Origin of the sequence: Roseovarius faecimaris (genome assembly GCF_009762325.1) — a bacterium.
GTDB lineage: Bacteria > Pseudomonadota > Alphaproteobacteria > Rhodobacterales > Rhodobacteraceae > Roseovarius > Roseovarius faecimaris.
The window spans coordinates 1,497,699-1,519,451 of sequence record NZ_CP034348.1; the positions used below are offsets into that span (position 1 = coordinate 1,497,699).

26 protein-coding genes are annotated in these 21,753 nt (G+C 64.7%); 10 read left to right on the top strand and 16 right to left on the bottom strand.

From position 1 onward, the window contains the following. Positions 1-119: 119 nt before the first annotated feature. The 3 genes from ligA to EI983_RS19430 all read left to right on the top strand — a co-directional run bounded on the left by ligA (position 120) and on the right by EI983_RS19430 (position 4,793). The gene (gene ligA / locus EI983_RS07745) at positions 120-2,381 is read left to right on the top strand and encodes an NAD-dependent DNA ligase LigA (RefSeq protein WP_246162340.1); all 2,262 of its coding nucleotides are present in this window, start codon (positions 120-122) and stop codon (positions 2,379-2,381) included. Further along, on the top strand, positions 2,378-4,468 hold the full coding sequence (gene recG / locus EI983_RS07750; RefSeq protein WP_157706801.1) for an ATP-dependent DNA helicase RecG: 2,091 nt from the start codon (positions 2,378-2,380) through the stop codon (positions 4,466-4,468). The genes ligA and recG overlap by 4 nt, the downstream gene beginning before the upstream one ends. 202 nt (positions 4,469-4,670) lie before the next feature. After that, the gene (locus EI983_RS19430; RefSeq protein ID WP_281356458.1) at positions 4,671-4,793 is read left to right on the top strand and encodes a hypothetical protein; all 123 of its coding nucleotides are present in this window, start codon (positions 4,671-4,673) and stop codon (positions 4,791-4,793) included. Between the two features lie 210 nt (positions 4,794-5,003). On the opposite strand, the gene EI983_RS07755 is transcribed toward EI983_RS19430, so the two are convergent. Then, complete coding sequence (locus EI983_RS07755; RefSeq protein ID WP_157706802.1) at positions 5,004-5,204, bottom strand: hypothetical protein; 201 nt, start codon at positions 5,202-5,204, stop codon at positions 5,004-5,006. 16 nt (positions 5,205-5,220) lie between these two features. Beyond that, positions 5,221-5,676: an iron-sulfur cluster assembly scaffold protein gene (locus EI983_RS07760; RefSeq protein ID WP_157706803.1), complete on the bottom strand. Its 456-nt coding sequence runs from the start codon at positions 5,674-5,676 to the stop codon at positions 5,221-5,223. A gap of 66 nt (positions 5,677-5,742) precedes the next feature. Between EI983_RS07760 and hisI the strand changes: the two genes are divergently transcribed. Then, positions 5,743-6,105 carry a phosphoribosyl-AMP cyclohydrolase gene (hisI, locus tag EI983_RS07765; RefSeq protein ID WP_198389396.1) on the top strand — a complete coding sequence of 121 codons (363 nt, stop codon included), beginning with the start codon at positions 5,743-5,745 and terminating at the stop codon, positions 6,103-6,105. Positions 6,106-6,128: 23 nt separating this feature from the next. On the opposite strand, the gene gluQRS is transcribed toward hisI, so the two are convergent. From gluQRS to EI983_RS07790, 5 genes are all read right to left on the bottom strand, one after another. Next, the gene (gluQRS, locus tag EI983_RS07770) at positions 6,129-6,983 is read right to left on the bottom strand and encodes a tRNA glutamyl-Q(34) synthetase GluQRS (RefSeq protein WP_157706805.1); all 855 of its coding nucleotides are present in this window, start codon (positions 6,981-6,983) and stop codon (positions 6,129-6,131) included. Further along, a complete protein-coding gene (locus EI983_RS07775) occupies positions 6,980-7,594 on the bottom strand; it encodes a class I SAM-dependent DNA methyltransferase (RefSeq protein ID WP_157706806.1) in 615 nt (204 codons plus the stop codon). The genes gluQRS and EI983_RS07775 overlap by 4 nt, the downstream gene beginning before the upstream one ends. Positions 7,595-7,607: 13 nt before the next feature. Further along, complete coding sequence (trmFO, locus tag EI983_RS07780) at positions 7,608-8,972, bottom strand: methylenetetrahydrofolate--tRNA-(uracil(54)-C(5))-methyltransferase (FADH(2)-oxidizing) TrmFO (protein ID WP_157706807.1); 1,365 nt, start codon at positions 8,970-8,972, stop codon at positions 7,608-7,610. An 80-nt stretch (positions 8,973-9,052) separates the two neighbouring features. Then, positions 9,053-10,366: a cytochrome-c peroxidase gene (locus tag EI983_RS07785; RefSeq protein ID WP_157706808.1), complete on the bottom strand. Its 1,314-nt coding sequence runs from the start codon at positions 10,364-10,366 to the stop codon at positions 9,053-9,055. A gap of 150 nt (positions 10,367-10,516) precedes the next feature. Continuing rightward, positions 10,517-11,302 (bottom strand): enoyl-CoA hydratase, encoded by a 786-nt coding sequence (locus tag EI983_RS07790; protein ID WP_157706809.1) that lies wholly within the window; start codon positions 11,300-11,302, stop codon positions 10,517-10,519. A 57-nt stretch (positions 11,303-11,359) separates the two neighbouring features. Between EI983_RS07790 and EI983_RS07795 the strand changes: the two genes are divergently transcribed. Then, the gene (locus tag EI983_RS07795; protein WP_157706810.1) at positions 11,360-11,782 is read left to right on the top strand and encodes a PaaI family thioesterase; all 423 of its coding nucleotides are present in this window, start codon (positions 11,360-11,362) and stop codon (positions 11,780-11,782) included. Next, positions 11,779-12,348, top strand: coding sequence for a hypothetical protein (locus EI983_RS07800; RefSeq protein ID WP_157706811.1), 570 nt, complete (start codon positions 11,779-11,781; stop codon positions 12,346-12,348). Before EI983_RS07795 ends, EI983_RS07800 begins: the two co-directional genes overlap by 4 nt. Here EI983_RS07800 and EI983_RS07805 read toward each other — a convergent pair. Further along, positions 12,335-12,883 carry a GNAT family N-acetyltransferase gene (locus EI983_RS07805; protein WP_157706812.1) on the bottom strand — a complete coding sequence of 183 codons (549 nt, stop codon included), beginning with the start codon at positions 12,881-12,883 and terminating at the stop codon, positions 12,335-12,337. The two genes, EI983_RS07800 and EI983_RS07805, sit on opposite strands and share 14 nt — an antisense overlap. 70 nt (positions 12,884-12,953) lie before the next feature. Continuing rightward, positions 12,954-13,190 carry a DUF1127 domain-containing protein gene (locus EI983_RS07810; protein ID WP_157706813.1) on the bottom strand — a complete coding sequence of 79 codons (237 nt, stop codon included), beginning with the start codon at positions 13,188-13,190 and terminating at the stop codon, positions 12,954-12,956. Positions 13,191-13,344: 154 nt separating this feature from the next. Between EI983_RS07810 and EI983_RS07815 the strand changes: the two genes are divergently transcribed. After that, entirely contained in the window at positions 13,345-14,679 is a 1,335-nt protein-coding gene (locus tag EI983_RS07815; RefSeq protein WP_246162342.1) for an aminotransferase-like domain-containing protein, read from the top strand. Positions 14,680-14,685: 6 nt separating this feature from the next. Here the strand turns inward: EI983_RS07815 and EI983_RS07820 are convergent, their stop codons facing one another. Next, complete coding sequence (locus EI983_RS07820) at positions 14,686-15,741, bottom strand: hypothetical protein (protein WP_157706815.1); 1,056 nt, start codon at positions 15,739-15,741, stop codon at positions 14,686-14,688. Then, positions 15,741-16,055: a hypothetical protein gene (locus tag EI983_RS07825; RefSeq protein WP_157706816.1), complete on the bottom strand. Its 315-nt coding sequence runs from the start codon at positions 16,053-16,055 to the stop codon at positions 15,741-15,743. Before EI983_RS07825 ends, EI983_RS07820 begins: the two co-directional genes overlap by 1 nt. A gap of 195 nt (positions 16,056-16,250) precedes the next feature. On the opposite strand from EI983_RS07825, the gene rplM reads away from it, so the two are divergent. The 3 genes from rplM to EI983_RS07840 all read left to right on the top strand — a co-directional run bounded on the left by rplM (position 16,251) and on the right by EI983_RS07840 (position 17,957). After that, positions 16,251-16,715, top strand: a complete 465-nt coding sequence (gene rplM, locus EI983_RS07830; RefSeq protein ID WP_157706817.1) for a 50S ribosomal protein L13 — start codon at positions 16,251-16,253, stop codon at positions 16,713-16,715. Further along, positions 16,715-17,209 carry a 30S ribosomal protein S9 gene (gene rpsI, locus EI983_RS07835; protein ID WP_157706818.1) on the top strand — a complete coding sequence of 165 codons (495 nt, stop codon included), beginning with the start codon at positions 16,715-16,717 and terminating at the stop codon, positions 17,207-17,209. The genes rplM and rpsI overlap by 1 nt, the downstream gene beginning before the upstream one ends. 124 nt (positions 17,210-17,333) lie before the next feature. Next, positions 17,334-17,957, top strand: a complete 624-nt coding sequence (locus EI983_RS07840; RefSeq protein ID WP_157706819.1) for a CatB-related O-acetyltransferase — start codon at positions 17,334-17,336, stop codon at positions 17,955-17,957. Between the two features lie 3 nt (positions 17,958-17,960). Here the strand turns inward: EI983_RS07840 and EI983_RS07845 are convergent, their stop codons facing one another. Genes EI983_RS07845 through metA form a run of 5 tightly spaced genes read right to left on the bottom strand, consistent with a single transcriptional unit; the run spans position 17,961 to position 21,725 of the window. Continuing rightward, entirely contained in the window at positions 17,961-18,293 is a 333-nt protein-coding gene (locus EI983_RS07845) for a hypothetical protein (protein ID WP_157706820.1), read from the bottom strand. Between the two features lie 42 nt (positions 18,294-18,335). Next, positions 18,336-18,953, bottom strand: coding sequence for a TetR/AcrR family transcriptional regulator (locus tag EI983_RS07850; protein ID WP_157706821.1), 618 nt, complete (start codon positions 18,951-18,953; stop codon positions 18,336-18,338). Beyond that, entirely contained in the window at positions 18,946-19,815 is an 870-nt protein-coding gene (ppk2, locus tag EI983_RS07855; RefSeq protein WP_157706822.1) for a polyphosphate kinase 2, read from the bottom strand. The genes EI983_RS07850 and ppk2 overlap by 8 nt, the downstream gene beginning before the upstream one ends. A gap of 37 nt (positions 19,816-19,852) precedes the next feature. Continuing rightward, complete coding sequence (locus EI983_RS07860; protein WP_157706823.1) at positions 19,853-20,809, bottom strand: alpha/beta fold hydrolase; 957 nt, start codon at positions 20,807-20,809, stop codon at positions 19,853-19,855. Continuing rightward, a complete protein-coding gene (metA, locus tag EI983_RS07865; protein WP_157706824.1) occupies positions 20,802-21,725 on the bottom strand; it encodes a homoserine O-acetyltransferase MetA in 924 nt (307 codons plus the stop codon). Before metA ends, EI983_RS07860 begins: the two co-directional genes overlap by 8 nt. Positions 21,726-21,753 lie beyond the last annotated feature (28 nt).

Below are 21,753 nucleotides of genomic sequence, written 5' to 3' on the forward strand. Positions count from 1 at the left end.
CTGCCGCTTCGCGAGGGCGCGGGCATGTGCTGCCTGCTCTGGACCTTGGCCCGTGTCGGCCCTATCACTCTGAGAGGTGACGGGGCCATGCGGGCCTCTGGCGTTTTGGGGGCATGCCGGTGTCGGAGAGCGATTTCAGCAAACTGGATGTGGCGGCTCTGACCGAGGCGCAGGCCGAGGCGGAACTGGCGCGGCTTGCGCAGGTTCTGGAGGCGGCCAATACCGCCTATCACCGCGACGACGCGCCCGACATATCCGATGCCGAGTATGATGCCCTCAAGGCCCGGAACCTGGCCATCGAGGCCCGGTTTCCCGCGCTCAAACGGGCCGACAGCCCAAGCGAACAGGTGGGCGGGGCGGTGGCCGAAGGGTTTTCCAAAGTGGCCCATGCGGTGCGCATGCTGTCGCTGGCCAACGCGTTTGACGACGCCGATATCACCGAGTTCGACGAGCGGATTCGCCGCTATCTCGGCCTCGCCCCGGACGCGCCGCTGGCCTATACATCGGAGCCCAAGATCGACGGGCTGAGCCTGAGCCTGCGCTACGAGAACGGTCAGCTCGTGCAGGCCGCCACGCGCGGCGACGGCTCGGTGGGCGAAAACGTGACCGCCAATGCGCGCACCATCGACGATATTCCGCAGCGCCTGACCGGCGCGCCCGATATTCTGGAGGTGCGCGGCGAGGTCTATATGAGCCACCCGGATTTCGAGGCGCTCAATGCGCGGCAGGCCGAAAGGGCTGACAAGCAATTCGCCAACCCGCGCAATGCCGCGGCAGGGTCGCTGCGCCAGCTTGATGCTTCGATCACGAAGGCGCGTCCGCTCCGGTTTTTCGCCTATGCCTGGGGCGAAACCTCCGAAGCGTTGTCCGACACCCAGATGGGCGCGATCGAACGGCTTGCCGCGCTGGGCTTTCAGACCAATCCGCTGACCGCCCTTTGCGACGGGCCGGACGACCTTTTAAAACAATACCTGCGTATCGAGCAGGCGCGGGCCACGCTGGGCTATGACATCGATGGCGTGGTCTACAAGGTCAATGACCTGGCGCTGCAGGCGCGGCTCGGGTTCCGGTCGACCACGCCGCGCTGGGCGATTGCGCATAAATTCCCGGCCGAGCTTGCCTGGACCCGGCTCGATGCGATCGACATTCAGGTGGGCCGCACCGGCGCGCTCAGCCCCGTGGCGCGGCTCAGCCCGGTCACGGTGGGCGGCGTGGTCGTCTCCAACGCGACGCTGCACAATGAGGATTACATCGCCGGGCGGGGCAATGACGGCGAGGTGATCCGCGACGGCAAGGACCTGCGCGTGGGCGATTGGGTGCAGGTCTACCGCGCGGGGGATGTGATCCCGAAAGTGGCGGATGTGGACCTGAGCAAACGGCCCGCCGATGCCGTACCCTATACCTTCCCCGAGACCTGCCCCGATTGCGGCTCGGACGCCATCCGCGAGGAAGGTGACGCCGTGCGCCGCTGCACCGGCGGGCTGATCTGCCCGGCGCAGGCGGTGGAAAAGCTCAAGCATTTCGTGTCGCGCGCGGCGTTTGACATCGAGGGGCTGGGGGCCAAACAGGTCGAGATGTTCTATCATGATGACCAGTTGCCGGTGCATGAACCTGCGGAGATTTTCACGCTGAAGCAGCGCGATGCCAAAAATCTCACCAGGCTGGCCAATCGCGATGGCTGGGGCGAGACCTCGGCGGGCAATCTGTTTCAGGCGATCGATGACAAGCGCCGGATCCCGCTGAAGCGGTTCCTCTTTTCGCTGGGGATCCGCCATGTGGGTGAGGTGGCCGCCGCCGATCTGGCGCGGCATTTCGGCCGCTATGAGACCCTGAGCGCCACGCTGGACGCCGCAGCCCCTGCCGCCGACCGGCATTTGCAGGCCGATGCGGCCGAGGCTGAAGAGCGCCGAAGCGCCATGGCCGAGGGCCGCCGTGCCCGGATCAAACCGGCACGCGATGCGGTCTGGGAGGGGCTGGATCCGGCCGCGAAGTCGGCCTGGGAGGAGCTGATCGGTATTGACGGGATCGGCGCGACCGTGGCGGTGGCACTGGTCACGAGCTTTCAGCAGGAGGCCGAGCGTGCCTCGATCAACCGGCTGATTGCCGAGCTGGAGATCGAGCCCGACGACACGCCTGCCGCCGCCGATAGCCCCGTGGCAGGCAAGACGGTGGTCTTTACCGGCACGCTGGAGAAGATGACCCGCGCCGAGGCCAAGGCGCGGGCCGAGGCACTGGGGGCCAAGGTGTCGGGCAGTGTGTCGGCCAAGACCGACCTTCTGGTCGCCGGGCCAGGAGCGGGCTCGAAGGCCAAGAAGGCCGCCGACCTGGGGGTCGAGACCATCGACGAGGATGCCTGGCTTGCCCTGATCGGTGACGCATGAGCACCCGGCCCGAAATCCTTTTTCCGCTTTTTGCGGATCTGGAAACGCTGGAGGGCGTGGGGCCGAAAACCGCCAAGACCCTGGCCGCACTCGATATCGAAAAGCCGCGCGACCTGCTCTTTACCCTGCCGCATTCCGGCGTGGACCGGCGCAAGCGCGCAACCGTGCAGGGGGCGGAACTGCCGGGGGTGGTGACGGTGGAAGTGACCGTGGGCCAGCACCGCGCGCCAAGCCGGAAAGGCGGGGCGTATCGCGTCAATGTGGAGGATGCGGCGACGAGCTTTGAACTCGTCTTTTTCCATGCGCGCGACGACTATCTGCGGCGTATCCTGCCCACCGGTGCGCGGCGGGTGGTGTCGGGCAAGGTGGAGCTGTTCGACGGGATCGCCAACATGGTCCATCCCGATCACATTCTGGAGCCCGCCGAGGCGGACGACATCCCCGATTTTGAGCCGACCTATCCCCTGACCGCCGGGGTGACGCAAAAGACCATGCGCAAGGCGGCAACGTCTGCCGTGGCCCGTGCGCCCGAGCTGGCGGAATGGATCGACCCGGTGCAGAAGGCCCAGGCGGGCTGGCCCGATTGGCAGGAGGCCGTGCGGGTCGCCCATGCGCCGGACGACACGCAGGATCTGGCGGCATCGCACCCGGCGCGGGCGCGGCTGGCCTATGACGAGTTCATGGCGCATCAGCTGACCCTGGCGCTCGCGCGCTCGAAGCTGCGCCGTGCCAAGGGCCGGGTGACGGTGGGCACGGGGGCGTTGCAGGCAAAGGTTCTGGAGGCGCTGCCCTATGCGCTGACCGGGGCGCAGACCCGCGCGATCGCCGAGATCGCCGCCGACATGGCCGAGCCGCACAAGATGTCCCGCCTGTTGCAGGGCGATGTGGGCGCGGGCAAGACGCTGGTCGCGTTCAAGGCGCTGCTGATTGCCGTGGAGGCGGGCGGGCAGGGGGTGATGATGGCCCCGACCGAAATCCTCGCACGGCAGCATCTGGAAGGGCTCAGGCCGCTGGCGGAAAGCGCGGGCGTGGTCCTCGAAATTCTGACCGGGCGCGACAAGGGCCGCGAGCGGCAGGCCAAGCTGGCAGCGTTGGCGGCGGGCAAGATCCAGATCCTCGTGGGCACCCATGCGGTGTTCCAGAAGGACGTGGAGTTTGCTGATCTGAGGCTGGCCATTGTCGATGAACAACACCGGTTCGGCGTGCGCCAGCGGCTGGAGCTGGGGCAGAAGGGCGACCGGGCCGATATGCTGGTGATGACGGCGACGCCGATCCCGCGCAGCCTGGAGCTGGCACAATATGGCGATCTGGATGTCAGCGTGCTGGATGAAAAGCCGCCGGGGCGCTTGCCGATCAAGACCGCGCTGGTCAACATGGACCGGATCGACGAGGTGGTGGACCATCTGCGCCGCGCCATTGACGAGGGGCGGCAGGCCTATTGGGTCTGTCCGCTGGTCGAGGACAGCGAGGCCGTGGACCTGAGCAGCGCCACAGACCGGTTCAAAAGGCTGCGCGCGGCCCTGGGCGAAGCCAAGGTGGGGCTGGTCCACGGGCAGATGCCACCCGACGAAAAAGACGCCGCGATGGCTGCGTTTCAGCGCGGAGAGACCTCCGTTCTGGTGGCGACGACGGTGATAGAGGTGGGTGTGGATGTGCCCAACGCGTCGATCATGGTGATCGAACGGGCCGAGCATTTCGGGCTGGCGCAACTGCACCAGCTCAGGGGCCGGGTGGGGCGCGGGGCCGAAGCCTCTACCTGCCTGCTGATGTATCAGGCCCCGCTGAGCGACGGCGGCACAAGGCGGCTGGAGACGATGCGCGAGACCGAGGACGGGTTCCGCATTGCCGAGGTCGATCTGCAGATGCGCGGGGCGGGCGACCTGATCGGTACGGCGCAATCGGGTCTGCCGCGGTTCCGGGTAGGCGATCTGGAAAGCCAGGCGGCGCTGATGGCGGTGGCGCAATCGGATGCGCGCAAATTGCTAGCCGAGGATGCGGAGCTGAAAAGCGCGCGGGGCCAGGCCGCGCGGGTGCTGTTGTGGCTGATGGAGCAGGATCGCGCGATCCGGCTGATCGGCGTCGGATAGAGCATGGTGCGTGAACCTGACGGCTTGCACCGTCAGAACCACGGCACCCTACGGAGAGTTCATAAAACAATCGTTTGTTGTCAGAGGGTTGCGGTAGATCAGCGCGTTTTGTTCACGAATGTTCTCAAAAAGTTCTTTACAGAACGTGAATAAAATGAGAACAAATAAGCAACAAGACAAGTCAAACCGAGGACGAGCCGCCATGCTGAACCAGATCAAAACCGCCGCCATCCGCAGCCAGGACACGATTCTTGCCGATGCTCTTGGCGCTGTGGTCCTGATGGGCACGCTGGTGGTTGGCCTCTACCTGCCCAGTCTTTTCTGACCCGTTTCTGCCTGCGACGTTCGCCGTGCCTCATGCGCGCCCACATCTCCTGTCCCCTTGATGTGATGCGACTTTGACACTGCCTGTCCCGCCTGTCCCCCGGGGCTCTGCCTCTTGCCCCGACTGGCACATGAGGACATCACGGCAACCGAGCATTTCCTGCCGCCGCCATCCCTGACCGGATGTGCGGCGGATTTTTTTGGAGGGGGATCAGTCGTCGTGGCCGGAGCGGTCGGGGCGGTGGACCCAGACCGGAATGAGAAAGACGATGCAGGCCACGAGGAAGGCGAGGCTGGCCAGAATACCAACCAGATCGCCCGCGTGCCAGGTTGTCCAGAGAAAGAGGCAGGCGGAGACGGTGAACAACAGCCAGCCGGTGAAGTTGAGCCGCCAGACGGTGCGCGCAGTCATTCGGGGCCTCGCCGGATCAGGCGCAGGAACTGGCGGCGGCGATCATGTCGAGCGCCTCGACCGAGGCGTCGAGCGTCAGCAGGATCGAGGCATGCCGGTTCTTGTAGTCGCGCGCGGGGCGCAGCACTTCGAGCCCGTCGAAGGGCGCGGGCGGGGTCGGGCCGTCGGATTTGAGCATGGCCTTGAGCGCATCGCGCGCGGTGCGGACCTCATCGGGTGTGCAGCCGACGATATTGGCGCCGACGATGCTGGCCGCGGCCTGGCCAAGCGCGCAGGCCTTGACCTCTTGGCCGTAACCGGTGACGCGCCCGTCGGCCACGGTCAGATCAACCGTCACGGTGGAGCCACAGAGCGGCGCGCGTTTCTTGACGGTGGCATCTGGGGCCTCCAGCCGTTCAAGCGCGGGCATATCGGCGGCCAGCGCCAGAATGCGCGAGGAATAGAGCTTGATCAGGTCGTTGTCGCCGCTCATGGCTTTTCCTTTCCGGTCCAGCCTCATAAATAGAGGCATGAGACAGGGATGCAAAGGGGGCATGTCATGGGGTTTGATCCATCCACGCTGCGCTATAATGAAGCGGGGCTGATCCCGGCGATCGCGCAGGAGGCGGAGACGGGCGAGGTGCTGATGATGGCCTGGATGAACGCCGAGGCCGTGGTGCGCACCCTGGAGACGGGGCGGGTGACCTATTGGAGCCGCTCGCGACAGGCCTTCTGGGTGAAGGGCGAAAGCTCGGGCCATGTGCAGGCGCTGGTCGAATTGCGGGTGGATTGTGACCGGGATTGCCTGTTGTGCCTGGTCCGCCAGACCGGGCCGGCCTGCCATACGAACCGCCGTAGCTGTTTTTACACGGCGGTCCAGGACGGGGTCGAAGTCGAGCTGATGGCGCCGATGGAAGATTGAGTATTTATAGAAAAATGAATAGGTTATAGGCCGATCTTCATGCGAATATCGGCTTGCGTGCAGCCTTCGGCGCGATAGGTGGCGATGGCGCGGGCGTCGTCACGTTTGGCCAGGCGCTTGCCTGTGTCGTCACGGATCAGGCGATGATGGTGATAGGCCGGTGTGGGCTGGTTCAGCAGGCGTTGCAGCAGCACGTGGATTTGCGTGGCGTCAAAGAGATCCCGGCCCCGGATCACATGGGTGATGGCCTGATCGGCATCGTCGATCACGACCGACAGGTGATAGGACGCGCCCATGTCGCGCCGGGCGAGCACGACATCGCCAACGGTTTGAAGCATGTCCAGCGGGTGGATCTCGCCGGTGGTGCCGTCTGGGCCTGCGCCGGTTTCATGAAAGCAAAGCGGATGGGTGAGCCGGGCGAGGGCGCGCGCCATGTCGAGGCGCATAACCGCATCGGGCATGGGCCCGGAAGGCGGTGAAGCCGGACGGCAGGTGCCGGGGTAGACCAGCCCGTCGGGCCCATGCAGCGGCGCACCCTCCTGGGGGGCGGAGGCGGCGGCACGGATATCGGCGCGGCTGCAGGAACACGGGTAGAGAAGGCCCTGATCCCAAAGGGTTTTCAGCGCATCACGATAGCGCGGTACCCGGTCGGACTGGCGCAGGACGGGGCTGGGCCAGGAGAGGCCGAGCCAGCTCAGATCATCAAAGATCTGCGCCTCCCATTCGGGGCGCGCGCGGCTTTGATCGATATCGTCGATACGCAGGTGAAAAACCCCGTTCGCCGCGCGGGCCATGTCATAGGCAAGCAGCGCCGAATAGGCATGACCCAGATGCAAAGGGCCGGTGGGCGACGGGGCGAATCGGGTCGTGAAAGTCACGCTTTTTCAATGATGTAGACGTTGGACTTGATGTTCTGAGCGGGCAGGTGCGGGCCATACTCCTTGACCAGCAGCCGCGCGGCGCCGGTGTCGAGCCATTGGCAAAGTGCCGCCTCATAAACCTTTTCGCGGAGCGCGTGGTCATTGAGGCTCAGCCCCAAGAGGCCACCCCTGGGCAAGGCGCGCAGCAACATGTCGATGGTAGAGGCGGGGGCGGCCCCGATGCCGATGACGCCAATCGCCGTGATCAGATCATAGGCGCCCTTCGGCACCGGTGAAGGATCGGCGATGTCGATCTCGGTCAGGGTGCGGTAGGTGCTCTTTTCGCGGGCGATATTGAGCATCTGCGCGCTGGGGTCCATCCCGTCGAGCGTGGTGAACCCCGCGAGTTGCAGGGCGAGTCCCGACAGCCCGGTGCCGCAGCCGAAATCGAGCAGGGGGCGGGAGGTGTCCGACACATGTTTGGCCATCGCCTTGGCCAGGCGGCCCGGCGTGGCATAGCCGTTTTCCGAAATCTCGGCCTCGTAGGTCGCTGCCCAGGCATCATAGAGCGCCTGCGTTTCGGCGGGCGCCATCTTGCCATAGACTCGGTTCAGAAATTTTTCTCCCATGCGGAAAAGCAAATCACGAGGACTGCGTTCCGTCCAGCGAAGAATGCGACAGCCAGCCCTGCCAGGCCTCCTTGGCACGGTCGGTATAGGCCTTGTAACGGTCGCGGCGGCCCCGGCGGCCCCCTTTCAGGCCGTCAACCGGGCGAAAGAGGCCGAAATTGACGTTCATCGGCTGGAAGGTCTTGGCCTCGGCGCCGCCGGTGATGTGGTGAATGAGCGCGCCCATGGCGCTGTCCTGTGGCACCTCCGGCAAGGAGCGGCCCAGGATTTCGGCGGCGGCGAGGCGTCCGGCAAGCAGGCCCATCGCGGCCGATTCCACATAGCCCTCGACCCCGGTGATCTGCCCGGCAAAGCGAATATGAGGCCGCGAGCGCAGGCGCATATCCGCAGTCAGAAGCGTCGGCGAATTGAGGAAAGTGTTACGGTGAATGCCGCCCAGCCGGGCAAATTGCGCCTGTTCCAGACCGGGGATCATGCGGAGCACGTCCGCCTGCGCCCCGTATTTCATTTTTGTCTGAAATCCGACGATGTTATAGAGCGTTCCTAATGCATTGTCGCGGCGCAGCTGCACCACCGCCCAGGGCTTTACGTCGGGGGCATGGGGGTTGGTCAGGCCGACGGGTTTCATCGGCCCGTGACGCAGGGTTTCGCGGCCGCGTTCGGCCATGACCTCGATCGGCAGGCAGCCGTCGAAATACTGCGCCGTCTCGCCCTCGCGGAACTCCGTCTTGTCGGCGGCCAGAAGCGCGTCGATGAAGGCCTCGTACTGGGCCTTGTCCATCGGGCAGTTTAGGTAGGCCGTGCGCTCTTCCTCGGTGTCGCCCTTGTCATAGCGCGACTGCATCCAGGCGCGGGACATGTCGATACTGTCGAAATAGACAATGGGGGCGATGGCATCGAAAAAGGCCAGCGCCTCAGCGCCCGTTTCGGCGGCGATGGCCCGGCTGAGCGCGTCAGAGGTCAGCGGGCCGGTGGCGATGATCCAGTGACCATTCTCGGGCAGGGCGGTGATTTCCTCGTAGGAGACCGAGATATTCGGGTGCGAGGTGAGGGCCGCTGTGACCGATTGCGCGAACGGATCGCGGTCCACCGCCAGAGCACCGCCCGCAGGCAGGCGGTGGCGGTCGGCCATCTGCATGATCAGCCCGTTCGCCGCGCGCATTTCCCAATGCAGCAGCCCCACGGCGTTCTGTTCGTCATCATCGGAGCGGAAGGAATTGGAGCAGACCATCTCGGCCAGATCGCCGGTGCGGTGGGCGAAGGTTTCGACCTTGGGGCGCATCTCGTGGAGGACCACCTCAACGCCCATATGCGCGGCCTGCCAGGCGGCTTCGGACCCGGCCATGCCGCCGCCGACGATATGGAGTGTGTTGCTCATGCGGAGCCACATAGGCGAGGGCGCGCGCGATGGGAAGGGTGGGATGTGAGTATTTTCGCCACGAAGAACAGCAGGCGGGATCAGGAGGGCGGTGCAGCGCTGTCGAGGGGCAGGCCGGAGGGCAGGCGGTCAGGAGGGCCTAGGCGGCCCGACGGGCTATGCGGATCGGTCAGCGCGTTGAGAAAGCTGATGAGGGAGGCGATTTCGCTGTCCGAGAGCGGCGGTGAGCTGCCACCGGTCGCGGCGGCGATGTTGAGTACCTCGTCGAAATCGTTCATCGCGCCCAGTTCGGCCTCTGGCGGGCCCGTTTGCGGCAGCAGCGCCGCCTCGCCGGTGTATTCGGCCAGAAAGGTCATCGGGTCCGTGTGATGGCGGATCATCGCGTCAAGTGTCGGATAAGCCCCGGTATGGCCATAGGGAGAGGTGAGCGACACGTTGCGCAGGGAGGGTGTGCGAAAGCGGTACCGATCGCCGTCCAAGCCGGTGAGCGCGCCGCGCCCGTGATCGGCAAAACCGGGCCCGTGACCCTTGCCGGGACCGATCTGAGGCAAGCCGAGCGCGTGAAAGCCGTGGTCGGTCTGGAACGGGCCGGAATGGCATTCCGCGCAGCCTGCCTTGCCATGAAACAGGGCCATGCCGCGCAGGGCATCGTTGCTCAGCGCCTGGTCATTGCCGCGCAGGAAGGCATCGAACGGGCTGTCGGTGGCGCGGAACTCAAAAGCGATGAAATCGGCCAGAACACGGGCGATGTCGGTGGCATGCAGCGGCTCGTCATGGCCCAGAAGCCAGGTGAAGCGCTGGCGATACTCGGGCACGTCCTCCACCCGGCGGGCGATCAGATCCCACGCGCCGCTGAGCCCGGTGATACGGCCCTGGGCCACGGCGTCGGCGATGGGGTTCTCGCCCGGCTGACCGGCCATCTGTTCGGCGGACACCAGAGGCAGGAGCGCCTGCGCGGCCAGGGTCGAGGGCAGCGGGCGTTCCAGGAACATGCCGTCGGGCAGGGTGATGCCAAAACGCGCCTCCGGATCGGCAAAGACCCGTCCGTCATGGCCAAGCGTGGTAAACTCCCGCGCGCCGAGGTTGAAGAGCGCGGGCGTGTGCCGGGCCAGCCGCGCGCCGTCACCGCGCCGGGCCATGCCGCGCCCGGTCGCGCCTTCGCCCAGGCTGAGCGAGACCGCGTCCGATGTGCCCAGATCCGGATCATGGCAGGAGGCGCAGGCAATGTTGCGATTGCCCGACAGGATCGGGTCGAAAAACAGGTCGCGCCCGAGCAGAACCGAGGTGGCCCCGGGCAGGGGAAAATCCCCCGGCGCAACCGCGCGCGGCAGATCGGCGGCCATTGCCGCCTTGGCCAGAAGCCATGCCAGACATGTCAGGAGCCAGCCGCGCATTTCCCCCACCGCGTGCTATTCCGAGTACCGCACCAGGATAGACGGCAGGGCCGCCGCGGAAAATGCGGCGGGTGGAAAATCTCTGACAACGGGCCGGAAACAGACAGCTCTATTGCCCCGTGCCGATGCCTCAATCAGCGTGGTCGGGGGCTATTGTTTCCACTCGGGCGGGCGTTTTTCGATAAAGGCCTGGATGCCTTCCTCGGTGTCGCGGTTGAGCATGTTCTCGACCATCACATCGCGGGTGTAGTCATAGGCATCGTTCAGCCCCATTTCGAGCTGCGAATAGAAGGCCTGTTTGCCGATCTTGACGGCCGATCCAAGCTTGTCCGCGATGGTGGAGGCCAGTTCGGTCGCGGCGGCGTCCAGGTCTTCATGCGGCACGGCGCGGTTGATCAGGCCCAGCTCGCGCGCACGGCCGGTTTCGATGAACTCGCCGGTGGTGAGCATTTCAAACGCCTGTTTGCGCGGGATATTGCGCGACAGCGCGACCATCGGCGTGGAACAGAAGAGGCCGATATTCACCCCGTTGACGCCAAAGCGGGTGCCTTCGGCCGCCACGGCCAGATCGCAGGAGGCGACAAGCTGACAGCCTGCCGCGGTGGCAATCCCGTGCGGCGCGGCGATGACCGGCTGGGGCAGGGTGCGCAGCGAGGTCATCACCCGGGCGCAGCGGGTGAAGAGATCGGAGAAATAGGCGGCCCCGCCATCCTCGGCCTGACGGCCCGCGGTCATCTCCTTGAGGTCATGGCCCGCGCAGAACGCCTTGCCCGCGCCTTTGAGGATCACGGCGCGAATCCCCTTGTCTTCGCGCAGCGCGTCAAACTCGGCCTGAAGCGCGGCCAGCATGGCATCGCTCAGCGCGTTGAGTTTTTCCGGGGCGTTGAGGGTCAGCCGGGCAATGGCTCCGTCATCTTCGCGTTCGAGGATTGGCATCTTGTCTCTCCCTTTCGTTTGTGGCCTTTTTAGCGGCGAATGACGGGGGAGGAAAGCATGGTGAAACTGACCGCCGGGGAGCTGATGAGCTATCTCGACGAAGTGTTCCCGCAGATGAGGGGCGAGTTTGCCATCGAGGATCTGGGCGATATGCGCATTCGCACGCGGCTGCATGTCACCGAGCGGCATTTGCGCCCCGGCGGCACGGTCAGCGGGCCGTCGATCTTTGCCCTGGCGGATGTGTCGGTCTATATGGCGGTGCTGGCCATGATCGGGCGCGAGGCGCTGGCGGTGACCACCAATTGCAGCATTGATTTCATGCGCAAGCCCGCAGCAGGGGCGGACCTGATCGCCGAATGCCGCCTGCTCAAGCTGGGGCGTGTTCTGGCGGTGGGAGAGGTGCTGATCTTTTCAGAGGGGGGGGATCAGCCGGTGGCGCGCGCGTCGATGACCTATTCGATCCCGCCGGTGAAGTCATGATCCGGCTTGTTTTCGCCTTGCTGATGCTGCCCGGGGCGGCGCTGGCCTGTGCCTGCTGTGCCGAACGGGGCGAGCGCTATGCCTATCAGGTAGAGATGGGCGGTTATGAGAGGGCGGAACTGGCCCGGTTGAGGGCCGATGGCGCGGCAAAGCTGTTTGTGACCGCCTGCGGGCTGGACTGCGTGACCGGGCTGACCGATCCGCAGCTTGATTATGGCGTGGAGATCTCGGTGGACGAGGGCGGTGTGACATTTGGCTTCGCCGATGCACAGGGCCGCGCGCGCGGCGGGCTGGAGATGGCCTGGCCGGAGGGGTACGTGCTTTCGGGGGTGGATACCGATCCGCTGTCAGACGCGCCGGATGCGCAGCTTTATACAGAGATGCGCCTTACAGGCACGGCGCGGGGCACCGGCGATTTCGCATCCGATGGACCGCTGAGCGCCACGCTGATCTATGCCGGGCGCGGCAATATGTGTCTTCAGGCGGCAGGGCTGACCCATTGGTCAATTGATGTGGCGGGCGAGGGTGTGAACTATCGCCTGTTTGGCGGGCTTACCGCGCGCTAGGCGGCCAGTCCCGGGCGCGCGCGACCCAGACCAGCCCGTGCCAGGTGCCAAGCACCGGGTCAGGCTCGGCAAAGTCGCGGTCGGGCTGGCGGGTGAGACCCAGGCGGGCCATCACCGCCTGGGACCGGGTGTTGTCGGCGGCGGTATAGGCAAGGATCTCGGTCAGGGCCGTGGCGGCAAAGGCATGGGGCAGGGCCGCGCGGGCGGCCTCGGTGGCATAGCCCTTGCCCCAGGCGCGGGGCAGAAGCCGCCAGCCGATCTCGGCATGGGCGCCGATCGGGTGCTCCGGGGGGTGACAGCAGATGCCGACATAGCCGATGAACCCGGCCGCGTCCGAGACATGCAGACGGCCGATTCCGTCGCGGGTCCGGCCGTCGAGATAGCGAGAAAGCTTATCCCGGGCGTCCGCGCGCGATATCGGGCCGCCCAGATCGGCCATCGCAGCAGGATCAGCATGAAGCGCTGCGAAATCCGCCAGATCGTTGTCGGTGAAGTCGCGCAAGCGCAGGCGCGCGGTGGTCAGGGCATCGGACATGAGGACAGTGTGAAACAAAAAAGGGCCGGAGGAAACTCCGGCCCAGTAGGAAGAGGTCTGAACGGGGACGTCACGACCTCCAGAACCATTTGCTGCATTCATCCGTGGCCTGCCGCGGCGTAAGGCCGATATCTTTCAGCTGGGCATCAGAGAGGTCGCGCAGCGTATTGCGGGTGCGGCTGCGCTGCGACCACAGCACGATCCAATAGGCCACCTTGATCGCCACGCGCGAGGCCATCGGCAGGGTCGTGCGCGCCGAAAGCTGCGCCAGAGCCGTATGGTCGGGGGTGGTGGTCAGGGTGCTCATTGTTCTCGTCTCCTGTGATATTGTATTGATACAATTTGCATGTTTGCGTATGACATTGATACGAATCTCCTGATTGAGTCGCTAGGAAAACATTGTGACTGATACAATTTGGCCGCCGGATTTTGCCGATACCGCAGATGCAAAGTATATTGTATTGATACAATCCTTGCGCGCGGCCATCCGCTCGGGAGAGCTGGAGACCGGTTTCAAACTGCCTCCGGTGCGGGAACTGGCCTGGCAGCTCGGGATCACGCCCGGCACGGTGGCGCGGGCCTACAAGCTTGCGGCCGAGGAAGGGTTGGTCAGCACCGGCGTCGGGCGCGGTACCTTCGTGGCCGGGCAGGCGACCCCGGGATTTGCGGTGCCCGACGCGCTGATCAACACGGTGCAGCCCGATGCCATTGACCTGCGCGCGGCACGCACGCCCGATGTGGGGCAGGATGCGGTGATCCGACAGGTGATGGCCGACCTCGCGCGGGGCCACACGCACAGCTATCTGGATTACCCCAACAGCGAGACGAAACACCCCGCACGGGCCGCCGCCGCCGCCTGGATCGGGCCGGACCGGGTTGGGCGGATCACACCCGATGATGTGGTGATGGGGCTGGGCGCGCAGCAGACGGTGATCATGGCGCTTCAGACGGTCCTCTATGGCACAACGCCGGTGATCCTGACCGAAGAGCTGGCCTATCCCGGTGTGCGGCACGCGGCCCGGCTGCTCAGGGCGCAGCTTATCGGGGTAGAGATGGACGCCGATGGCATCCGCCCCGACCGGCTGGAAGAGGCGCTGCGCAGGCATGGCGGGCAGGTGCTGCTGCTGGCCGCAGAGGTGCACAGCCCGACCACCACCCGCACTAGCCTGGAGCGGCGTCAGCAGATCGCCGCTCTGGCGCGCAAATACAACCTGCAGATCATCGAGGATGACTGCCATTGCATCACCCGGCCCGAGGACCCGGCCTTGCGCGCGCTGTGTCCCGAGCGGGCCTGGTATATCTCTTCGCTGACCAAATCGGTCTCGGCCTCGCTGCGCTTCGGCTATGCGGTGGCCCCGCGCGGACAGGCGGATATGGCGCGGCAGGTGGCGCAGTCGAGTTTCTACGGCCTGCCGCAGCCGGTTCTCGATATCTGCGCCGAGCTTTTGTCCTCCGGCGAGGCGGAGCGCATCCGGCAGAAGGTGGAGCGGCGCGTGGCCGAACAGGTGAAGGGCGCGGTCAATGCCCTGGGCAAATGGGATGTAAGCTGGCGGCGGGATGTGCCGTTTGTCTGGCTGAAGCTGCCGCAGGGCTGGCGCGGATCAAGCTTTGCCAGCGCCTGCGAGATGGAGAAGATCCGCATCAAGGCGGCGGATGAGTTCGCGCTGCCCGATGGGGCGGCCCCGCATGCGGTGCGCCTGGCGCTGAACGCGAATATTTCCGCCGCGCGCTATGAGGGCGCGCTGGCGCGTCTGTCGGAGATGCTGGCCCGCCCGCCGGCCGCCGTTGATTTCTGAGGCCCGTCAGAGCAGCCCGGCAGCCCCCCAGAGCAACCCGAAGGCAATGACGGCCGCGCTGGCCAGCCCGGAATAGGCGGCAAGCTTGATATTGGAGAACGGCCGCTCGCCAAAGCTGCGCCCGTCGATGCCCGACACGACCACCTTGTAGGGCTTGCCGCGATAGGCATAGTGCAAAATCCACACCGGAAGCAGGATGCGCCGGTAATGGATGCCCGACGTATCCGTGCGGTAGCGAATGGAATGCACCCCCCCGCGCGCGGCATGGCGCTTGATCCGGTTGCGGATCAGCAGATCCTTGTCTTCGGCATTGGCATGCAACCCGTTCTTGACGCTCTGGTGATGCCTCTCGGCGGCAAACCCGGCAAGATAGCCCGCGCGATAGGGGCGCAGCCGGTCGGGCTTGAAATCATGCAGGATGCCGTCGCGGATCAGCGGCGTGACATGGGGGGAGGCGGGCACCAGAAGGTCGTCGAACTCGATCCGCATCTTGCCCGAGATCGATTTGTGGCGCCGGTTCTTGCCCGAGCCCGTGGTGTATTTGGCCCAGTATTGCACCGCCTCATCGCTGTCGAAGGTCCAGAACGGCGCATAGAGCCCGGCGACGCGCGCATCGCTGATGCGCGCGGCCAGATCGGAGGGCGCTGCGAGGCGCTTGCCGACCCAGAGATGCGCGTTTTCCTGGGCGATGGCCTCCGCAACCCGGAACGGCACGAGCGCCATGGTGTCATAGCCATCCTCGGGCTGGGTCAGGACCACGGGCCCGTCGCAATAGGGGCAATGTTCGGACAATTGCGCACCGGTGAAGATCACCCGCCCGCCGCAGGTCTGGCATTGATGCTCCAGTTCCGCCGGGCGCGAGGCGGGCTCGTCCTCGGGCACGGACGGGTCATAGGCATATTCGATCCGCGCCTCGTGATCGTTGGGCAGTTTGAGATCCTGCACATGGCCGCAGCTCTGGCAGGTCAGGCCGCGCTCTTTCGGGTCGTAAAGGCACTGGCCTCCGCAGTTGGGGCAGAGCAGAGCCGCCTGGATGGCATTGGGAGGCGCGGCGGCGGGCATCAGTCGTGCTCCGCCAGGGCGGCCGCAATCTCCAGCAGGATGCGCAGGCGCAGCCAGGCCCGGTCCATCGCGCCTTCCAGATTGCCCGTGACCCCCCAGTCGCCGATCACCGTCGCGATGAACCACACGGCCATGGCCCAGAAGGCCACGATGGACCAGCCGGAGATCGAGCGGATAAAACCCGCCGAGCCATGTTTGAGCTCTCGCTTGGCTTCGTGGATCCGGATCATCTTTCTGATCTGTGCCATGCCGAGCAGGGTCGAGACGGCCATCAGCACGAGGGCGGACAGGATGGGGGCGCTCAGATCAGCCATTACGGGCAGTCTGGAAAGCGCCGCACGCCGCGCATGACGACACGCGGCGGGATGGAGGGGGGAATGTGTGGGGTAATATGATACCTAATTTTTAAACAATTGATTTTGAACATTTAAATCAGACCAGGCGCCCTTGACTGTGCTGTGGGATGCAGTAAAAGCCACGGATCGAACGATACCCCAAAGGGATGAAATATGAAAACCTATTCTGCAACACCGGCAGATATCGACAAGAAGTGGATCCTGATCGACGCCGAGGGCGTGGTTCTGGGCCGTCTTGCCGCTATCGTGGCCACCCGCCTGCGCGGCAAGCACAAAGCCTCGTTCACACCGCACATGGATATGGGCGACAACGTGATCGTGATCAATGCCGACAAGGTGCAACTGACCGGCAACAAGCGCGAAAAGCCCAATTACTGGCACACCGGCCATCCGGGCGGGATCAAGTCGCGCACCAACGCACAGATCCTCGAAGGCGCCTATCCTGAGCGTGTCGTCACGCAGGCCGTCAAGCGCATGCTGCCGGGCAACCGCCTGAGCCGTCGCCAGATGACCAACCTGCGCGTCTATGCCGGCGCTGAGCATCCGCACGAGGCGCAAAGCCCCGAAGTGCTGGATGTGAAATCCATGAACAAGAAAAACACGCGGGTATCTGTCTGATGGCTGAAGAAATCAAATCCCTCGAAGGCCTGGAAGCCGTGGCCGAAGGCACCGACGCCGCTGTTGTGGCAGATGTGGACATCAACCGCGAGCCGGTTCGTGACGAACTGGGCCGCTCCTATGCCACCGGCAAGCGGAAGGACGCGGTCAGCCGTGTCTGGATCAAGCCCGGCTCGGGCAAGGTGACCGTGAACGGCAAGGAGATGGACAAGTATTTTGCCCGTCCCGTGCTGCAGATGATCCTGCGCCAGCCCTTCACCGTGGCCGGTGTCGAAGATCAGTTCGACGTGATGGCGACCGTCAAGGGCGGTGGCCTTTCGGGTCAGGCCGGTGCCGTGAAGCACGGTATCTCGAAAGCGCTGCAGCTTTACGATCCGTCCCTGCGTGGCGCGCTGAAAGCCGCCGGGTTCCTGACCCGCGACAGCCGCGTGGTGGAACGCAAGAAATACGGTAAGCGCAAGGCGCGCCGGAGCTTCCAGTTCTCCAAGCGCTAAAGAGTTTTCTGCAAAAATTCCGGGGAAGGGCTGCCAGCGGGCGGCCCTTTTTCATTGGCGGCCCGATATGGGCTGGTCAGGGCGCGCGACGGGGGTAAACTGGACGCAAGTGGGAGAGCGGGCGATGAAACGCATCTGGGGCGGGCAGGACAATCGGCTCAGGCTGGGAAAGCCGGGTGAGACCAAGCAGCAGACCATTGGGTCAAGCCGCGTGAGCGTGGGCCGCTTCACCTATGGCTATGAGCATGCGGAGGTTTACCAATGGGGCGAGGGGGCGGACCTTGAGATTGGCAGTTTCTGTTCCATTGGCGGCGGGTTGCGGGTCTATCTGGGCGGCAATCACCGCACCGACTGGGTGACGACTTTTCCCTTTGGGCATGTGTTCCGCGACAGCCTGGGCGAGTTCGATATCGAGGGGCATCCGGGCTCCAAGGGGGATGTGATCATTGGCCATGATGTGTGGATCGGCGCGAATGTGACGCTGTTGTCCGGTGCGCGGATCGGCCATGGCGCGGTGATCGGGACCAATGCCACCGTCGCGGGCGAGGTGGGGACCTATGAGATTGTCGGTGGAAATCCGGCGCGGCATCTGAAGCACCGCTTTGACGAGGCGATACGCCAGCGTCTGTTGGAGCTGGCCTGGTGGGATCAGCCGTTGGAGGTGATCCGGCGGATCGCGCCGATGCTGTCGGTGGCGCCTGATCTTGAAATGCTGGACCGGGTGGCGGATGTGATCGCGCAGGGATAGCCCTCAGAAGGTGATCATGCCGGTAAGCCAGAGGATGAACACCAGAAGCGCGCCATTGGCACCCCAGCCCAAAAAGACCAGCAGACGTTCGCGGCCAAAGGGGGCCTCAGGCAGAAACCGGCGAGTGCCGCGCCAGCCGATATAGCCCGAGAGCGAGAAGATGCAGACCAGCAGGAGCGTGGTGTTGTCACCGGCCTCATCCCCCGGGGCCGGAAAGGCCGCACTGATAAGCTGATAGCCCGCGCCGAGCGCGAGAAAGGCCAGCGCCTGCCAGTGGGTGCGCAGCGCCAGATAGCCAAGGAAGAACAGCAGGCAGAGCAGGATGGTCATCGTCAAGGGTTTATGCCTCCGGCGGGACTACTTAAGCCAAGAAAAAGATCACTCATCGGGTGGCACCAGCCCAAGGCCACGCAAGTAAACACCGATACCGCTTTCCAGCAGATCCTCGGGTGAAAACGGCGAGGAGGTGCCGGGCGAGTTGCGGGCAAAAAGCTCGACCACGCCGTGGCTGAGCGCCCAGACATGGGCCGAAAACATCGAGGCGGGCGGGCGCTTCTCTGGCGGAATGTGCTGGCTGAGTTCGGCGGCCGCACGCTCCAGCACGGCGCGGGCGCGGCCCGAGACGGCGGCAAGCTCGGGCGTGCGGTTGACGGAAATGCCGCTCTCGAACATGGCGATGTAATGGCCGGGATATTTGCGGGCAAAGGCGAGATAGGCGCGGCCCGTGGCCTCAAAGCTGGCCAGGGCCGAAGGCTGGCCCTTGTCATAGGCGTATTGCATCACATCGGCGAAGATCTCGTAGCCCTGGCGCGCGGCCTCGGCGATCAGGTCCTCGCGGCCTTCGAAATGGCGATAGACCGCCGCCGGGGTGACACCCGCCTGCTTTGCGGCCTCCGACAGGGTGAAGCCGGTCGGGCCCTTGGCCTCGATCAGCTCAAGTGCTGCCTCGACCAGGGCCTGGCGCAGGTTGCCGTGATGGTAGCCGCGTTTAGGCATCCCAGATCTCGGGGCCGCCGGACACGGCCGTGTCGATCTGGCCAAGTGCGCGGGCATCCTTGCGGGTGTAGTCCAGCGCGCTCAGCACCCGGCGCAGGGCGGCAAGGCGCGCACGGCGCTTGTCATCTGAGCGGATCACGGTCCAGGGGGCGTGATCGGTATGGGTGCGCTCGAACGTTTCCTGAATGGCGGCGCTGTAGGCGTCCCATTTTTTCAGGCCCTCGACGTCGATCCAGCTCAGCTTCCATTGCTTGAGCGGGTCGCTTTCCCGCGCGAGGAAGCGGCGGAGCTGTTCGGCGCGCCCTACGTTGAGCCAGAATTTGAAAAGGTGAATGCCCTCATCCACCAGCATGTTTTCGAACTCGGGCGTCTGGTGGAAGAAATGTTCGCATTGGTCATCGGTGCAGAAGCCGAACACTTTTTCGACCACGCCGCGATTATACCAGGAGCGGTCGAAAAACGTGATCTCGCCACCGCTTGGCAGATGGTCGATGTAACGCTGAAAATACCACTGGGTCTTTTCCACGTCCGACGGTTTCGACAGCGCCACGACCCGCGCGCCGCGAGGATTAAGATTTTCCCGGAAGCGTTTGATCGTGCCGCCTTTTCCGGCGGCATCGCGCCCTTCAAAGACAATCGCGATGCGCGCGCCGGTCTCCTTGGCCCAGGCCTGCATCTTCACCAGTTCGATCTGGAGGCTGAGCAGCTCTTTCTCATAAGCCTTGCGCGGCATGCGCTCGGAATGGGGGTAGGCGGTGGAGAGGATATCGCCTTTTTCCGAGCGCTTGATCGCATTGCGGATCTCGGCCGGCGCCTCTTCGTTGAAAAACTGGCTGATCGCGCCGTCAAATGGCAGCTCCATGGGGCCTCTCCGTTGTTTTTCAGGGCAGTATGCGGGGTTATTCGGCGGGGCGCAATCCGGCGCGCTCTGCGGCGCGGTGGATGGCGTCGATCACCTCGTCCTGGGCGGCATGCTGGGGCATGTGGCCGATGCCGGGCAGGCGGGTGAGCACCGCACCGGGGATCTGGTTGACCAGTTTTTCGGAATGGATCGGCAGGCCCACGGTCAGGTCCGCATCGCCGTGGACGATCTCGGTCGGCACGCGGACCTGATCGTAAAGCGGGACCATCTGCCTGATCTCGCCCAGAAGGTTGCGCCGTTGCAGGGCGTTGGCGCGTAAGGAGTCGCGGCGCAGGGTCAGGCCCGCGCCAAAATGATCGAGATAGCCCTCGGGCACCGGGTCAGGGTCGAACACGCCGGCCACGGATTGCTCGACCCGTTCATCCGGCACGAATGCGGTCAGTGCGGGGTTCACCAGCGGCGCGGTCAGCGCATGCGCGGTCAGCTTGTAATAGGTGGGCAGGGCGCTTTCCCAAGGGTTCGAGGGCGCGGCCAGCGGGATAAGGGCTGCGATATGCTCGGGCTCGTAGACGGCCCAGGCCAGCGCCACAGCACCGCCATAGCTATGGCCCAGCACGATGGGTTTCTCGGCCCCGAGACGGCGCGCCGCGGCGGAGAGGAGGGCCGCCTGTTGCCGGATCGTGGCGCCGGTGTTGTTGATCCGTTCAGTATAGCCGTGCCCGGGCCGGTCGAGCAGGATCACGCGGTAGGAGCCTGCCAGTTCGGGTGCAAGCGAGAGGGTCAGATCGCGGATATTGCCACCCGAGCCGTGCAGCAGCACAAGGTCCGGACCCTCGCCCATGACCAAGGCGTGAACCTTGTGACCGTCGATCTCGATGATCTGGCCCTTGGGCGGAAACTCGGCCTCGGCGCGGGCCTCATGGCGCGCGGCGCGCTGCAGCACCCAGACCCAGACACAGGCCAGAACGAGAACTGCGATAACCGCCTTAAGCACCGATCTCGGCCATGTCGAATGGGGTGGTCTGATAGATCTCGTTCACCCAGTTGCCATAGAGCAGATGCGCATGGCTGCGCCAGCGGTTCTGCGGCGGCTGCGAGGGGTCATCGCCGGGATAGTAATTGCAGGGCACGTTGATCGGCGTGCCATTGGCGATGTCGCGGTCATATTCCTGTTTGAGCGTGCCGCTATCATATTCCAGATGGTTGAAAATATAGAGCGCGCGGTGCGTGTCGTCCTGCACCAGGCAGGGGCCGACCTCGTCGGAATGCAGCAGCGTCGTGAGGCCCGGGGCCGCGTCGATCTCGTCCTTGCGCATCTCTGTCCAGCGGCTGACGGGGATCACGCATTCATCCGAAAACCCGCGCAGATAGGGCGAGGCCGGGGCCATGTTGCGGTGACGGAAACAGCCGAACGCCTTGTGATCCAGCATATGTTTCTTCACGCCATGAAAATGGTTGATCATCGCCATGCCGCCCCAGCAGACGCCGAAGGTGGAATGCACGTGGGTCTGGGTCCAGTCGAAGACCTGTTTCAGCTCGTCCCAATAGGTCACGTCGGTGAAATCCAGATGCTCGATCGGCGCGCCGGTGATGATCAGCCCGTCAAATTTTTCACCCGATTTGAGCACGTCGCGGAACGGGCGGTAAAAGCTTTTCATATGCTCCGCGGCGGTGTTGCGGGTCTTGTGCTCGGTCATGCGGATCAGCGACAGCTCGATCTGCAGCGGCGTCGCGCCGATCAGCCGGGCGAACTGGTTCTCGGTCTGGATTTTCTTGGGCATCAGGTTGAGAAGGCCGATGTGCAGCGGGCGGATATCCTGACGGGCGGCGTGATCCTCGTCCATCACCATCACGCCTTCGCGCGTCAGCACGTCATAGGCGGGCAGGTTGGCGGGGATCTTGATAGGCATGGTCTTTGTCCTTTGGGGTCTGGGACAG